The following is a 15,021-nucleotide window of genomic DNA, read 5'->3' on the forward strand; positions in this document are numbered from 1 at the left end:
TGCTGACGCCAACTGTCGCGTCGCTATAACGTTATCTGCCAAACCCGAATCTAAGCCGCATCTTTGCGTACTAGCCCCGGCGCGGTTACCAACTACTTCGGTTGTCGACCGACCTCCCGGAACGGTTGCCAGAATTCTAAGAACCCAATACCCCATCATGAAACAACTTACCCGAATCTGCTGGCTGCTGTTGGGCGCGGTATTTATTTTCTCGGGCCTCATCAAGCTCAACGACCCGGTGGGCACGGCGCTTAAGCTGGAGGAGTACTTCGAGGTTTTCTCGCGCGACTTTGGCTCGTTTTTCAAGCTGTTTCTGCCCTACACGCGCTTTTTGAGCATCTTTCTGAGCTCGTTGGAAGTGGTGCTGGGCGTGGCCGTGCTGCTGCGCTGGATGCTGCGGCCCACGCTGCGGGTGCTGCTGGGGCTGCTCGTATTCTTTGGCTTCCTCACCTTCTACTCGGCCGCCTTTAACAAGGTAACCGACTGTGGCTGCTTTGGCGACTTCATCAAGCTCACGCCCTGGCAGTCGTTTGCCAAGGACATGCTGCTGCTGGGCCTGTGGGCCGTGGTATTTTTTAATGAGCGGTACCTGCGCCGGGTGTTCGCCAAGGGCACACTGGGCGTGATGTACATTACGATTGCCTCGGCCGTGGCCATCGGCATCGGGGTGCGGTCGTTAGGCCATCTGCCCTACTTCGATTTCCTGCCCTACAAGGTGGGTAACGACATCGGGCAGCTGATGAAGCCCCGCGAGCAGGCCCGTTACCAGTACGTGATGGAGCGCAACGGCGAAAGCAAAGTCTTTGCCGACTACCCCACCGACTCGACCTGGAAATACAAGAGCATGGAAGTGCTCAATGCCGAAGCCAGCCGCCCCGTCATCACCGATTTTGCCATCTTCGACGCGGAGGGCACCGACCACACCCAGGAGGTGCTCACCGGCAACAAGCTGCTGCTGATTGTGCAGGGTGTGGTCGCTGCCGACCGTGACCGATTCCAGGAACTTAATCTGCTGCTCGAAGCCGCGGCTAAGTCGCGCAGCCAGATCAAGCCCCTCATCATCACCAGCAGCAGCCCCCAGCAGTTCGATGCCTTCCGCCACGATGTGAACCTGCCCGGCACCTACTACTTTGCCGACGCCACCGTGCTTAAGTCCATGATCCGCTCCAATCCCGGCCTGATATTGCTGCAAAACGGCGTGGTGCTGAGCAAATACCACTACCACGACATTCCGGATGCCAGTAAGCTGGAAGAGGCTTTATAGAGATTAGTGCTTAGTTGGTAGTGCTTAGTGCTTGGTTTATAGTGCTTGGTACTTGGAACAGGCTAAGCACTATGCGCTACCAACTAAGCACCAACCAATGATTCGTTTTATCCTGAGCAGGCTGTGGCAGGGGGTACTGGTGCTGGCGGGCGTAGCCTGCACAGTGTTTTTCCTGTTTCAGGTGCTGCCCGGCGACCCGGTGGCGCTGCTGGCCGGCCAACGCTCCGACGCCGCCACCCGCGCCGCCATTGCCGCCGACCTGGGCCTCGACCAGCCCCCTGCCGGGCCAGCTGCTGGGCTACCTCAACGACGTGTCGCCACTGGGCCTGCACCCGCGCGACTCGGCCGGCGTGGCCCGCTACGGCGGCTGGGCGCTGCTGCCGGTGGGTGGCGAGCGGGCCGTGGTGCTAAAAGCACCCTACCTGCGCCGCTCTTTCCAGAGCAATAAGGAGGTGCTCAGCATTCTGCTCGACCACTTTACGGGCACGCTCTGGCTGGCGCTGGCTGCCATGCTGCTGGCCACGGTGGTGGGCATAGCGCTGGGCATGGTGGCCGCGCTGCGGGCCCACACCTGGCTCGACCGGACGCTGGTTTCGACCTCCATTCTGGGCATATCAGTGCCTTCGTTCGTGGCCGGTATTCTGGTGGCCATCACGTTTGGCTACTACTGGAGCAGCTACACCGGCCTCAACCTCACGGGCCAGCTCTACGAAACCGACCCTTTCACGGGCCGCCATCTGGTGCTCAAAAACCTGCTGCTGCCGGCCCTGGCGCTGGGTGTGCGGCCGCTGGCCATCATCGTGCAGCTCACCCGCTCGTCTATGCTCGACGTGCTCAGCCAGGACTACATCCGCACGGCGCGGGCCAAGGGGCTGTCGGAATACCGGGTAGTGATGGGCCACGCGCTCAAAAATGCCCTGAACCCGGTCGTAACGGCCGTATCGGGCTGGCTGGCCTCGCTCATGGCGGGCGCCTTTTTCATCGAATACATCTTCAACTGGAAGGGCTTGGGCACCGTTACGCTCCGGGCCGTCGAAAACCTCGATTTCCCGGTGGTCATGGGCGCCACGGTATTCATTGCCGCACTGTTCGTGGTAGTCAATATCGTGGTCGATATATTCTACGCCCTGCTCGACCCGCGGGTGAAGCTGGGATGATTTTGACTGCCGTAAGGAGCCACAGACAGCGGAAGTAAGCGCGTTCTTTCAAGCACACTAATACAGCAACCCATCAATACCGCAGCCCCATGAAGCTTTACCTGATTGGCATGCCGGGGGCAGGTAAAACCACTTTGGGGCGGAGCCTGGCCCAGAGCTACGGGGTGCCGTTTGTTGACCTGGATGCGGAAATCGTGGAGCGGGAGCAGCGCAGCATTTCGGAGTTGTTTGCCCAGGAAGGCGAGGAGTACTTCCGCCAGCGTGAGGCCGATGCGCTGCGTGCCGTAGTAGCCCGCTACCCGGCCCTGGTGCTGGCCACCGGCGGCGGCACGCCCTGCTTCCACCACAACCTGGAGGTGCTGCTCGAAACCGGCCTGACACTTTATCTGGCCGTACCGGTGCCCGAGCTGGTGCGCCGCCTCCAGCATGCGGCTTCAGTTCGTCCGCTGCTGGCTGCCCCCGATGCGGCCGCCCTCGAAGTGCGCCTGCGTGAAACCTTAGCCGCCCGGCAGCGGTTCTACGACCGCGCTCCGTTGCGTTGCACCGCGCCCACCTGCTCGCCCGAAGCCGTTCGGCGGCTGGTAGCGCGCTATTCTACTACTGCTTAGGTATGCGAAACCCGTCTTTGCGTGGGGTTTGTGTATTTTTGCGCTTCACTATTGCTTACTGGTATGAATACTGCCCCCGAAACCGCGGAAGTTAATGCCCCGTTGGTAACGCCGGTCAAAACGCCCGACGCCATCAAGCCCAAGCATAAGGGTTCTGCCCGCCTATTCAAAAACCCCACGCTGGAGCGGCTCACGCACACGCATATTGCAGGCCCGCTCACCATTTTCTTTTCGGTGGCGGCCGTGAGCCTGTACTACAGCCTGAGCCGTGGCCTGCTGACGGGCCTGTCGGCCTTCGGGTTGTTCCTGGCTGGTTGGCTACTCTTCACGCTGGCCGAGTACCTGATGCACCGCTATGTGTACCATCTCGATGCCAGCACCCCGGCCCGCGCCAAGTTTCAGTACACCATGCATGGAGTGCACCACGAGTTCCCGAAAGACAAGACCCGCCTGGCCATGCCGCCTATCCTGACGGTGTTCGTAGCCTCGCTGCTGTTCTTTATTTTCCGATTCACCTTCGGCAACGCCGGTTTCGGGGTACTAGCCGGTTTCGTGTTTGGCTATGCGCTCTACCTGTTTGTGCACTACGCCCTGCACGTATATGCCCCACCAAAAAACTTCCTCAAGTTCTGGTGGCATCACCACGCCATGCACCACTACAAGCAGGAGGAAATTGCTTTCGGCGTAAGCACCACTCTCTGGGACCATATCGTCGGCACCATGCCCAGTAAGAAGGCCAAATAAGTTAATTTGGTCGCCAATAGTTAAAGGCCAAAAGAGCCACTCCGCGAGGAGTGGCTCTTTTGCTTATGGTCTGGAGCGAATGGATTAGCCGCGCATCTTGCGCACAATGAACCAAAGTAGTACTACCAACAGAAACACGCCAATAAGGCCCGTCCAGGCCCCAGCCTTGAAGATGGTGCCGATGGCGTCGCAGCTGCTAAGGGAGAAAGTCAGAAATACTAGTAAGGCGGCAGTAAGGGGGAAACGGTACGTATTCATAAGCCAGGGGAGAGAGTAAACGGTTGGTTCCCGACTATTCGGGCTAGGCTGATGTACTGTGCCGACTGGCAAAAGGTTGGTTTAGCGATACGTAAAAAGCCAAGCGGACCGCCTATCCGTAGATAAGCGGCCCACTTGGCTTGGCGCTCCCTCCTGGGCTCGAACCAGGGACCCTCTGATTAACAGTCAGATGCTCTAACCGGCTGAGCTAAGGAAGCGGTTATGGCGGCAGTTTTTGCCGTTGCTGGTGCAATATTAAGGTAAAGATCGGGAAGCACCAAACCCGGCTTTCAAAAAATAACAGGTTATTTTTCTAGTTCGTGATTGTCAGGGTATTGCCCGAGAGGGCCGTGCTGTAGCGCCGCATCGGTAGCGTGGCCGGGCCGCCCTGCGGCTGGCCCGTGAAGCCGAATTGTGACTGGCAGCAGGGGTCGAAGAGCCGAAAAAGGGGCTCAATGCGCACCCGGGCGCATGTATCCTGGGGCTGGTAGGGGCAGGTGCGGTCGAAAGCCAGGTAGGTTCCTGCGTTCTGGCGCACCACAATAAGGCCCCGCAGGCCGCCCTTGGTATACACGGCCCCGTTATCGAAGCGCAGGGCGCTGTTCTGCTGGTCGGTCAGGAATAGCACCTCGTTTACGATGGCCAGCGGAATCTGGGGCTGGGCGTTGGTGCCCGAGTTACAGGCAGCAATGCTCAACGCGGCGGTGGCAAGTAGCAGGAACCCGGCGAAGCGCGGGGAAAGCAGAATGAAACCCATACAGCAAGCGGAAAAGAGAAGCCTTTGGTTCTGCCAACGTGCCCGTGGCCCGAATAGTGCGCGGATGGCGTCTCAGCCCTTGGCTGGCCCGGTGGCAGGATATTCGTAAAAGCCCCGGCCCGATTTGCGGCCGTGGTGGCCGGCATCCACCTTCTGCTGCTGCAGGCGGCTGGGCCGGAACTTAGCGTCGAAATGAAAGGCCTCGTACATGGCCGATGTGACCAGGTAATTGCTGTCCACCCCAATCAGGTCCATGAGGCGGAATGGGCCCATGCGGAAACCGGCCGATTCCAGCAGCTCATCAATTACCTCTACCGGTGCTACCTGCTCCTCGGCCAGCTTCAGGCCTTCCACATAGTAGTGCCGTGCTACCCGGTTCACAATAAAGCCCGGCGCATCGGCCGCCCGCACGGGGCGCTTACCCAGCCGCCCGGCCAGCGCAAATACCGCCGCGGCCACGGCCGGTGCGGTAGCCACGCCGCTGATAACTTCCACCAGCTTCATAATGGGAGCCGGGTTGAAGAAGTGCATGCCCACCACCCGCTCGGGATGCGGAATGCCTGCGGCCAGCCGCGTAATGGGGAGCGAAGACGTATTGGAGGCAAAAATGCTCGTCTCCGGATTCTGCCCGGCCAGCTGCCGGAACAACTGTTGCTTCACGTCGAGCCGCTCTACCACGGCCTCCACAATCAGGTCAGCACGCACCTGCGCCAACTCGTCGGTGAGGGTGAGGCGGGCCAGCGCGGCATCGCGCTCCTCGGGGCTCAGCTTCTGCTTTTCCACCAGCTTACCCAATCCTGCCGCAATGGCCTGCCGGGCCTTGGGCAGCATGTCGGCGTTTATATCGAACAGAATGGTGGGTAGCCCGTGTTGCAGGCACACCTGCGCAATGCCCAGCCCCATGGTGCCAGCGCCCACAATGGCCACAGTTTCTATGGAAATAGGCTGGCTGGTGGCAGCAGAAAGGGTGGGGGAGGTCATAGGTGGCGAGTGTAAAAGGGCGAATCAGCGCAGCAGAAAAACGGCGTAATCAGGTTGAGTAGTTTAAATCAGGGATTCGAACTGCCGCAGAAAGCGCATATCGTTTTCGGTGAACAGGCGCAGGTCTTTGATCTGGTATTTGAGCATCGTGATGCGCTCAATGCCCATGCCCCAGGCGTAGCCCGAATAGCGCTCGGCATCGATGCCCGACTGCTCCAGCACGGCCGGATCGACCATGCCGGCGCCCCCGATTTCCACCCACCCGGTGCCCTTGCAGATGTTGCAGCCCGCGCCTTTGCAAATCAGGCAGGTGATGTCGATTTCGGCCGAAGGCTCGGTGAAGGGGAAGAACGAGGGCCGGAAACGCACCTGCACGTCGTCGCCGAACAGCTCCTGCACAAAGTAGTACACCGTCTGCTTGAGGTCGGCGAAGCTCACGTTCTCATCAATGAAAAGCGCTTCTACCTGATGAAACATCATGTGGGCGCGGGCCGAAATGGCCTCGTTGCGGTACACCCGCCCTGGCATAATACTCCGGATAGGTGGCTTTTGCGACTGCATCACCCGCACCTGCACCGGACTGGTATGGGTGCGCAGCAGGTAGCTGGCGGGGGCCTTGGCTTCCGTATCCGAATCTTCCGAATCCGACCCTCCGCTCTTCACGAAAAACGTGTCCTGCATGTCGCGGGCGGGGTGGTTTTCGGGGAAGTTGAGGGCCGTAAAGTTGTGCCAGTCGTCTTCAATTTCGGGCCCCTCGGCTACGTTGAAGCCGATGCGGGCCAGAATGCGCACGATTTCCTCGCGCACCAGGCTCAGCGGGTGGCGCGTGCCCAGGGCCTGGGGCACGGGCGGCAGCGTGTAGTCGAAGGTGGGGTTGGAGGGGGCGTTGGCCGCGCCGGCTTCCAGCTGCTCACGGCGCTCATCGAAACGGGCCTGGGCCAGTTGCTTGAGCTGGTTGAGGTCTTGGCCCACGGCCCGGCGGTCGGCGGGCTCTACGCTTTTAAGCTGGTCGAACAGGTCGGCCAGCTGGCCTTTGCGGCCGGTGTAGGCAATGCGGAACTGGTCGAGTTGTTCGGCCGTGGAAAGGTCGGCGGCCTCAATTTCCGCCCGCACCCGGGCAATGGTTTCCTGTAGCATGGGGCAAAGGTAGCCTGATTGACGATTGTGTGTTTGGGCTTGCCTAGTTGGTAAATTTTTTGTGTTGATAATCAACTACATAAACGTGCTGTAAGGCTGGCTGATGTCCGATGCGGGCGTAGTTGGTACGGTTGCTGCAAAACCGGCAGGCAGCCGGAGGTACTCGCTTTACAGGCCCCACAGATGTTACCCGCCAACCCGCTTCAGCACATCTTCGCCCCGGGCTGGTTGTTTCACTCCTAATTTCCTTTCCGATGAAAAAGTTGTTTTTCGCGGCCGCTGCGGCCGTTGCCTTCCTGAGTGCGCCCCTGGCCCAGGCCCAAACCACAACCACTTATCCCATAGAAAGCACGAGCATGGCGCCCGCCACCGATGGCTGGGACTGGCCTGCCCCGACTCCTACTGCTGCTGCGGCAGGTGCTGCTGCCCCCGCCGCCAATGATGCTGATGCTGCTATGATGCGCTCCTTGGGCGTACAGGTAGCCCCGGGCATGAGATCCTCGCCCTACCGCGGCACCAGCACCGACTACAACGGTCGCCCGGTGGCCCGTCGCAAATCGTTCCGGCCGCGCTCGGTACGCACCACTTCCGCCGATCCGCTGATGGCTTCCTCGGGTGTGATGCTGGCTCCGGGCATGAACACGGCCCCGCATCGGGCCGCCAGCACCGACTACCACGGCCGCCCGCTGCAACAGCCGCAGCCTGCCCCTACTACCCTAGCCACCACTGCCCCGGCCACCGACGCCACGATGGTTGCCGACGGCTGGTAAACAGCCGCGCTTTCGGCAGCAAAATCAGCTTCCCAGTAGCCGTAATGGCCGAACCAGCTATTTGCGACAAAGAAAAGTGGAACGATAAACGGGGCTCCTCCGTTAGGCAACATCCGGACAACGTGCGCGTTATCCGTAAATCTGACCACCGGATTCGGTAGCTGTTACTGTTTTGGCCGCTGAAATGTGAGTAGAGTATTTCGGACCCGCGCAAGGCACTGTATCTTTGCGCTAACAACCTGTTTAGTATCTGTTTCATGACGAATCGTCAATTAGTTCCGCTGTTGCTGCTCGGCGGCATATTTTTGGCCGCACCGGCCGTAGCGCAAAAAAAATCGTCGGGTGGCTGGGGTGATGCCGGCGACGGCTGGGGCACTCCGGCTCCGAAGAAAGCCGCTGCTAAAGCTGCGCCGGCCAAAACGACGAAGGCTGCTCCGGCTATGGCCACGCCTGCTGCTCCTGCTCCTACTGAGGCAGCCGCCTCGGCCGGCAGCGAGTGGGGTGGCGCTGCTGGTGCCGCCGGTACTGCCGCTGCCGGACCCGTGTACGAAGAGCAGCCCATTGGGGCCAGCATTGCCCCGGGCTTCACGGCTGCTCCCTCGCGCCGTGTAACAACCGATTACCGGGGCCGCCCGCTGGCGCCTTATGTGCGCCGTTCGGTGCGCTCGGCCGAAATTGCGCCGCCCGTTATGGCTGCCCCCGCGCCTATTCTGGTGCCCGAGCCCGAGCCAATAGCTGCCGCCCCGGCGCCCATGCCTACCGCCAAGCCCGCTGCGGGCCAGGCTGCCTCGGCAGCCGGCACGAAAAACGGTGGTGCCGCTGCCACTAAAAAGGCCGCTCCTGCCAAAAAAGCGCCCGCCAAAAAAGCCGACGACGGTTGGGGCGGCGGTGGTAGCGGCTGGTAACACCCGCCAACTTAGCTTTTAGTGCCGTTTCGGCCAAGCCAACCACATAAAAACGCTCGGCAGCTGCCGAGCGGGCTTTTTATGTGGTTGGCTTTTGCTACTTCCGAATCTAGCCCTTCTCTCCGGCCACCTCTACCAGCACTGGCTCGGCAATGGGCGTAGCGCGGTAGTAAAGAGTGCTGCAGTTCTCGGGGCGCAGTACCTCGCGGGCGGCGGCCTGAACCTGAGCGGGCGTTACCGCCTGAATTTTCGCGCTTTCCTCGTTTACCAGGTTGGCATCGCCCAGCAGCTTGCTGAAAGCCAGGCTCATGGCCCGGTTCAGTAGCTCGATTTCGCCGAATACGATGCTTACTTCGGCCTGGTTTTTTACTTTTTCCAGTTCCTCGGTGGGTACTTCGGTAATTAGCAACTCGGCCACTGCAGCTTCCAGGGCCATATCGGCCTGCTCCAGTGTGATGTCGGCATTGAGCTTGCCGCTGATGACGAGCAGGCCCGGTTCCATTGAGCCCATCACGGAGGCGGAAAGCGAGTTGAATAGCTCCTGCTCCTTCACCAGCCGCTGGTACAGCCGGCTCGACTTGCCCCGGCCCAGCACATCGGATAACAAATCGGCGGGGTAGTAGCCGTTTTCGCCCCGGCCGGGCATGTGGTACACTTTGTAGAGGGCCGACAGTGGCACTTCGGCCTTTATTTCGAGGAAGCGGGCCTCCTCCTGGCGGGGCTCGGCAGGCAGTTGCCGGTCGTAGCGGGTGCCGCCGGCAATGGGGCCGAACCACTTCTCGGCCAGCCGCCGGGCCTCGGCCACGGTTACGTCGCCGGCTACTACCAGAATGGCGTTGGCGGGGGCGTAGTGCTTGGCGAAAAATGCCCGCACCTGCTCCATGGTAGCGTCTTCGATGTGGCTGATTTCCTTGCCGATGGTGGCCCACTGGTAGGGATGGTGCTGGTAGGCTAAGGGCCGCAGCTTTAACCAGACGTCGCCGTAGGGCTGGTTGAGGTAGTTCTGCTTGAACTCCTCGACCACCACCTTACGCTGCACCTCCAGTCCGTTATCCGAAAAAGCCAGGTTCAGCATCCGGTCCGATTCGAGCCAGAAACCGGTTTCGAGGTTGGCGGCGGGCAGCGTGAGGTAGTAGTTGGTGATGTCGGGCGAGGTGAAGGCGTTGTTCTCGCCGCCCACCAGCTGCAGGGGCTCGTCGTAGCTGGGGATGTTGACCGAGCCCGAGAACATGAGGTGCTCGAACAGGTGGGCAAAGCCAGTCTGGTCGGGCGTTTCGTCGCGCGAACCCACGTTGTAGAGCACGTTGAGCACGGCCAGCGGCGTGGTGTGGTCTTCGTGCACAATGCAGCGCAGGCCGTTATCGAGGGTAAATTCTTCGAACTGAATCATAGGGAAAAATGTAGCGCGAAGCTCCAGCTTCGTGGGTCGTTGCTGACGGCCGCGCCATTGGTAATCCAACGAGCTGCGAAGCTGGAGCTTCGCGCTACAATCGTTCAACAACTCACAAGGTAAGGCCTTGTTTGTGCTACAAACCGGCCGCCCGAAACAGAAGTTTCGGGCGCGCCGCGGCTACAGCGTGGCCCGCACGCCCAGCAGCATGGTGCGGGCAATAGGATAGGTGCTGGCATCGATGCCGGCCTGGCGGTTGTCGGAGCCGGCCGAGCTGACGTTGGGGTCGAAGCCCCGGTAGCCGCTCAGCACCAACAGGTTCTGGCCGCCCAGCCATAAGCTGACGTTTCGGGCCTCCCGCTCCCACACTTTGTAGCTTAGGCTGAGGGCCGAGAGGCGCACGTGGTTGCCCGACTGCAGGGTGTAGCTGCTAGAAAAAGGCAGTTCGTAGCCCGCGCCCGGCGTACTGCCGTGGGGGTTGGTCGGAGTCCAGCGGTCCAGCACCCGGGTAGAGGCATTAGCGGGGAAGAAAGACGGGCTGTCGAGGTACTGTAAAGCAGTATTCAGCACTTGGTAACCGAACATACCGTCGGCCTGCAGCTGCAGCTCGCAGCGGCCCAGCGTGAGCTGCTGCCGGAAGCTAAGTAGCTGCTTGGGCAGGCCGCTGCCCAGCGGTACATTATCGACATAATTTACCTGCCCGTCGCCATTCGTGTCGGTCAGTAGGGGGCGGCCATTGGCGGGGTCTACGCCCAGGTAGCGCGGCCCGAAAAACGTGCTCAGCGGCTGGCCATCGCGCAGCTGCTGGTACGACGTGCCCAGCAGCAGCGGCCGCTCCGATGTAAAGCGGTTGCGGTTGAACGCCGCCGCCAGCACGCTGTTGCCCCGTAGCTGGCCCGCCTGCCAGTTGCTGCCAAGCGTCAGCTCCAACCCTGCGTTGCGGACGCGGCCGAATTCGTCGCCGGCCGGGCCGAACAGTACCAGCTGCTGACGGGTGTTGCGGGAGTAGGCCTGGAGCGTGGCCGTGAGCTTGTCGTTGAAAAAACCACCCTCTAGACCTGTATCGAACTGCTGGGTGCGGTCGGGCAAAAAGGCTGGTACGCGTTGCGTCAGGTTGCCGCCCGTAGGTAGTGACAACTCGATGTAGTTGCGGCCCGCCATCCCCATGCCCGACGTGCGGCCCCAGCCGGCCCAGGCCTTCAGCCGGGTATCGTTCAAGTTCCAGAAGCTTTCTTCTGAAGCATGCCACACCAGTTGCGCCCCCGGCAGCCATTGCTGCTCATCGACCGTTGTAAACGTGCTGCCGGCGTCGCGGCGCAGCGTGCCGCGCAGCTGGTAGCGGCCGGCGAAGGTGTAGTCGGCGGTTAATTGCAGGGCCTGAAATGTACCGGTGGTTTCGAAGGTGGCTTTCGATGAAGTAGAAGGAGAACCATTGAAATAGGCGACTTCTTCGAACTTCCCGGTTTCGCTTCGCTGCTGTAACTGGCCTTCTAGGCTGGCCGTTACCACGTGCTGCTCGGCCCCGAAGCTGCCGGCGTAGCGCACGGCCGGGTTCAGCACCCACTGACGATACGTATTGGTGAGGTTAGCATTTTTAGTGTAGACAGTCTGGCTGAAAAGTGTCCGGTAAGCTTGGCTTTGGAGAATGGCTTGCTCGAAGCCGCCGCGCAGGTGCAGCGTAAAGCCTGCCGGCAGGGTGTAGCGGGCCTCGGCTTGGCCCAGCAACCGGCTCTGCTCAGGCGTCTGGTAGTTATCGTTCAGTTCCCGCATCGGGTTGTTGATGAATTCTGAGGCGGGCGGGGTGTCCGGCGAATTGGTGGGCAACGCCAGCAGCGCCGCCTCAAACGGGTAGCGCGAAAGCCGCTGCTCGCTCTGGCTGAAGCCGCCGGTAACTGCCAGCTGCAGCCGCTCGCCAACGCGCTGGTCGAGGGCGGCCCGTAAGGCGTAGCGGCGCAGGCGCGAGTTGATCACCACACCCTGCTGGCCTAGGTAATCGGCCCCCACGTAGTAGCGGGTAGCGGCCGTGCCGCCGCGCAGGCCCACGTAGTGCTCCTGCACGGCGGCCGTGCGTAGTACCTCACTTTGCCAGTCGGTGCCCCGGCCCAGGGCAGCCAACTCGGCCGCCGAAAACGCGGGCGGTCTTCCATAAGTGGCCAGCATATCGTTGCGCAGCTCGGCGTACTGGCGGGCATCAAGCAGCTCGTAGCGGCGGCCCACGCGCTGCACGCCGCCGTAACCTTGGTAGCTCAGGCGCGGCTTGTCCACTTGGCCCCGGCGGGTGGTAATACGGATGACGCCATTAAGGCCCTGCGAGCCATATTGGGCAGTTTCGTAGGCCCCTTTCAGCACCTCCACGCTTTCAATGTCCTGCGTAGGAATGCTGAGTAGCGGATTCTGGTCCAGCTCCCGCGTTTCGGCCGGTTCAAATCCAAAACCTGAATTACCAATTTGGGGCTGCCGAAACGTGTGCTGAAACACCGGCACGCCATCGACCACATATAGCGGCTGCGCGTTGCCCGATAGGCTCGCCGCGCCCCGAATCCGGACTGCCACCTGGGCCCCCGGCGCCCCCGAGTAGGGCGTGGCCTGCACTCCGGCCACCTGCCGGAGCTGCTCCTGGAGGGGGAGGAGGGAGGAGGGTGAATTTGAACGGAGAATGACGACCATCGAGGGGCAGGAAGTCATAAATCCCATACCAGGAATTCTGCCTAACGAATCCGCCACCGGCACCTGCACGGCCACCGGGCGTGGGCGGAGGGTATCGGGCTGCTGGGCCAGGGCGGTAATTGGGAGCGAGAAAAGGAGACCGAAGGGTAGGAGTCGAATCATAAAGGAATACCGAGGGGATAAAGGCGACCCTAAAGGTAGATGCGTGGGACGGGCAGATTTCATAAACCAGCCCTAAATATTTCCCTTCCAACCCAAACCCGTACTTTTGGCTTCCCCCACCTGTTACTGGCCTCTTCGCTATGCAATTCGACCGCAAGGACTACTCCAACGACACTCTGCTGCACCTCTATCATCACCTGCTCAAGCCTCGGATGATTGAGGAGAAAATGCTGATTCTGCTGCGCCAGGGCAAGGTCAGTAAATGGTTTTCGGGTATCGGGCAGGAGGCTATTTCGGTGGGCAGCACGCTGGCGCTGGAGCCCGACGAGTACATTCTGCCCCTGCACCGCAACCTGGGCGTGTTCACGGGCCGCGATGTGCCCATGGGCCGGCTCTTCGGGCAGTGGCAGGGCAAAACCACCGGCTTTACCAAGGGCCGCGACCGAAGCTTCCACTTCGGCACCAACGAGCACCACATTGTGGGCATGATTTCGCACCTCGGGCCCCAGCTGGCCGTGGCCGGTGGCATTGCCTTAGCCGATGTGCTCGACGAGAAGCCCCGCGTAACCGTCACGTACAGCGGCGACGGCGGCGCCTCGGAGGGCGACTTCCACGAGGCCCTGAACGTGGCCGCCGTGTGGCAGCTGCCGGTTATCTTCATCATCGAAAACAACGGCTACGGCCTCAGCACGCCTTCCAACGAGCAGTTCCGCTTCCGCTACTTCGTGGATAAAGGACCCGCCTACGGCATGGAGGCCGTGCAGGTGGATGGCAATAACGTGCTCGAAGTGTACGACACGGTAAAGCGCCTCGCCGAAGACCTGCGCCAGAACCCGCGCCCGGTGCTGCTGGAGGCCCTCACGTTCCGCATGCGTGGCCACGAGGAGGCCAGCGGCACCAAGTATGTGCCCCAGGAGCTGTTCACGGAGTGGGCCGCTAAAGACCCGGTGGAAAACTACGAGAAGTGGCTGCTCCAGGAGGGAATCCTCGATGAGGAAGCCCGTATGCGCTACCGCGAAACCATCAAGCGCGAAATCGAGGAAGGCCTCAAAGAAGCCGACGCCGCCCCCGTACCCACCCCCGACGCCGCCCGCGAGCTGGCCGATATGTACGCTTCGGTAGAGCCTAGTGCATTGAGCTTAGCGCTTAGAGCCAATGGTTCGGACGTTAAAGACGAGGAGGTTTCAGATAAGGAGGGAGACGAAAACGAGCATCAGAACGAAAACCTAAGCGCTAAGCCCGATGCACTAGGCTCTAAAACAGAAAAGCGTTACATCGATGCCATTTCTGATGGGTTGCGGCAGAGCATGGAGCGGTATCCGGAGCTGGTGCTGATGGGGCAGGACATTGCTGAGTACGGGGGCGTGTTCAAAATCACCGACGGCTTTGTGGCGCAGTTCGGCAAGGGGCGGGTGCGCAACACGCCGCTCTGCGAGTCGGCCATTGTGGGCGCCGGGCTGGGGCTGAGTATCCGGGGTAAAAAGGCCATGGTGGAAATGCAGTTCGCCGATTTCGTGACCTGCGGCTTCAACCAGATCATCAACAACCTGGCGAAAAGCCACTACCGCTGGGGCCAGAACGCCGATGTGGTGGTGCGCATGCCCACCGGGGCTGGCAGCGCCGCCGGACCCTTCCACAGCCAGAGCAACGAGGCGTGGTTTACCCACACGCCCGGCCTGAAGGTGGTGTTCCCCAGCAACCCAGTCGATGCCAAGGGCTTGCTCTGCGCCGCGCTGGCCGACCCCAATCCGGTGCTGTTCTTCGAGCACAAGCTGCTCTACCGCAGCCTCTCGGGCCCGGTGCCCGATGCCTATTATACCACGCCCATTGGCAAGGCCGCGCTGGCCCGCGAAGGCCACGAGCTGAGCATCGTAACCTACGGTGCCGGCGTACACTGGGCCCTGGCGCTAGCCGAGGAGCTCAACCTCGACTGCGACGTGCTGGACCTGCGCACGCTGTTGCCCTGGGATGAGCAGGCCGTGCGCCGCACCGTCGAGAAAACCGGCCGCCTCATCCTGCTGCACGAAGACACGATGATTGGCGGACTGGGCGGTGAAATAGGGGCCTGGGTGGCCGAAAATTGCTTCCGCAGCCTCGATGCGCCCATTGTGCGGGTGGCCTCGCTCGATACGGCCGTGCCCTTTGCACCCACGCTGGAGCAGGATTTCCTGCCCCGCCAGCGCCTGCGCGAAGCGGTAGAGAAAATGCGCAGTTATTGATT

The 15,021-nt window shown here is 61.2% G+C and carries 13 protein-coding genes, 1 tRNA gene and 1 pseudogene; 8 read left to right on the forward strand and 7 right to left on the reverse strand.

Features of this window, described 5'->3' with window-relative positions:
• Window positions 1-157: 157 nt before the first annotated feature.
• The 5 genes and pseudogenes from D0N36_RS01915 to D0N36_RS01930 all read left to right on the forward strand — a co-directional run bounded on the left by D0N36_RS01915 (window position 158) and on the right by D0N36_RS01930 (window position 3,773).
• Entirely contained in the window at window positions 158-1,264 is a 1,107-nt protein-coding gene (locus D0N36_RS01915) for a BT_3928 family protein (protein ID WP_116939366.1), read from the forward strand.
• 97 nt (window positions 1,265-1,361) lie between these two features.
• Window positions 1,362-1,481, forward strand: a pseudogene (locus tag D0N36_RS20045) (ABC transporter permease); the annotation flags it as partial.
• A gap of 31 nt (window positions 1,482-1,512) precedes the next feature.
• Window positions 1,513-2,421: an ABC transporter permease gene (locus tag D0N36_RS01920; protein WP_317191426.1), complete on the forward strand. Its 909-nt coding sequence runs from the start codon at window positions 1,513-1,515 to the stop codon at window positions 2,419-2,421.
• 89 nt (window positions 2,422-2,510) lie between these two features.
• Window positions 2,511-3,029: a shikimate kinase gene (locus tag D0N36_RS01925; RefSeq protein ID WP_116939367.1), complete on the forward strand. Its 519-nt coding sequence runs from the start codon at window positions 2,511-2,513 to the stop codon at window positions 3,027-3,029.
• Between the two features lie 63 nt (window positions 3,030-3,092).
• Window positions 3,093-3,773, forward strand: coding sequence for a sterol desaturase family protein (locus D0N36_RS01930; RefSeq protein ID WP_116939368.1), 681 nt, complete (start codon window positions 3,093-3,095; stop codon window positions 3,771-3,773).
• 84 nt (window positions 3,774-3,857) lie between these two features.
• Here the strand turns inward: D0N36_RS01930 and D0N36_RS01935 are convergent, their stop codons facing one another.
• The 5 genes from D0N36_RS01935 to pheS form a co-directional block, all read right to left on the reverse strand.
• On the reverse strand, window positions 3,858-4,031 hold the full coding sequence (locus D0N36_RS01935; protein WP_190242474.1) for a hypothetical protein: 174 nt from the start codon (window positions 4,029-4,031) through the stop codon (window positions 3,858-3,860).
• Between the two features lie 141 nt (window positions 4,032-4,172).
• Window positions 4,173-4,249, reverse strand: a tRNA-Asn gene (locus D0N36_RS01940).
• 95 nt (window positions 4,250-4,344) lie between these two features.
• Window positions 4,345-4,788, reverse strand: a complete 444-nt coding sequence (locus tag D0N36_RS01945) for a Rieske (2Fe-2S) protein (RefSeq protein WP_116939369.1) — start codon at window positions 4,786-4,788, stop codon at window positions 4,345-4,347.
• 72 nt (window positions 4,789-4,860) lie between these two features.
• Complete coding sequence (locus D0N36_RS01950) at window positions 4,861-5,769, reverse strand: 3-hydroxyacyl-CoA dehydrogenase NAD-binding domain-containing protein (RefSeq protein ID WP_116939370.1); 909 nt, start codon at window positions 5,767-5,769, stop codon at window positions 4,861-4,863.
• Window positions 5,770-5,832: 63 nt separating this feature from the next.
• Complete coding sequence (gene pheS, locus D0N36_RS01955) at window positions 5,833-6,906, reverse strand: phenylalanine--tRNA ligase subunit alpha (RefSeq protein WP_116939371.1); 1,074 nt, start codon at window positions 6,904-6,906, stop codon at window positions 5,833-5,835.
• 254 nt (window positions 6,907-7,160) lie between these two features.
• Here pheS and D0N36_RS01960 point away from each other — a divergent pair, with 254 nt between their 5' ends.
• Window positions 7,161-7,676 (forward strand): hypothetical protein, encoded by a 516-nt coding sequence (locus D0N36_RS01960; RefSeq protein ID WP_116939372.1) that lies wholly within the window; start codon window positions 7,161-7,163, stop codon window positions 7,674-7,676.
• A gap of 257 nt (window positions 7,677-7,933) precedes the next feature.
• Window positions 7,934-8,581 (forward strand): hypothetical protein, encoded by a 648-nt coding sequence (locus D0N36_RS01965; protein ID WP_147320709.1) that lies wholly within the window; start codon window positions 7,934-7,936, stop codon window positions 8,579-8,581.
• 109 nt (window positions 8,582-8,690) lie between these two features.
• Here D0N36_RS01965 and D0N36_RS01970 read toward each other — a convergent pair whose 3' ends face one another.
• A complete protein-coding gene (locus D0N36_RS01970) occupies window positions 8,691-9,971 on the reverse strand; it encodes a M16 family metallopeptidase (protein WP_116939374.1) in 1,281 nt (426 codons plus the stop codon).
• Between the two features lie 180 nt (window positions 9,972-10,151).
• Window positions 10,152-12,800 carry a SusC/RagA family TonB-linked outer membrane protein gene (locus D0N36_RS01975; RefSeq protein WP_190242475.1) on the reverse strand — a complete coding sequence of 883 codons (2,649 nt, stop codon included), beginning with the start codon at window positions 12,798-12,800 and terminating at the stop codon, window positions 10,152-10,154.
• 140 nt (window positions 12,801-12,940) lie between these two features.
• Here D0N36_RS01975 and D0N36_RS01980 point away from each other — a divergent pair, with 140 nt between their 5' ends.
• Window positions 12,941-15,019 carry an alpha-ketoacid dehydrogenase subunit alpha/beta gene (locus tag D0N36_RS01980; RefSeq protein WP_116939376.1) on the forward strand — a complete coding sequence of 693 codons (2,079 nt, stop codon included), beginning with the start codon at window positions 12,941-12,943 and terminating at the stop codon, window positions 15,017-15,019.
• The last annotated feature ends 2 nt before the right edge of the window (window positions 15,020-15,021 follow it).

This window comes from Hymenobacter lapidiphilus, assembly GCF_003417065.2.
Classification (GTDB): domain Bacteria; phylum Bacteroidota; class Bacteroidia; order Cytophagales; family Hymenobacteraceae; genus Hymenobacter.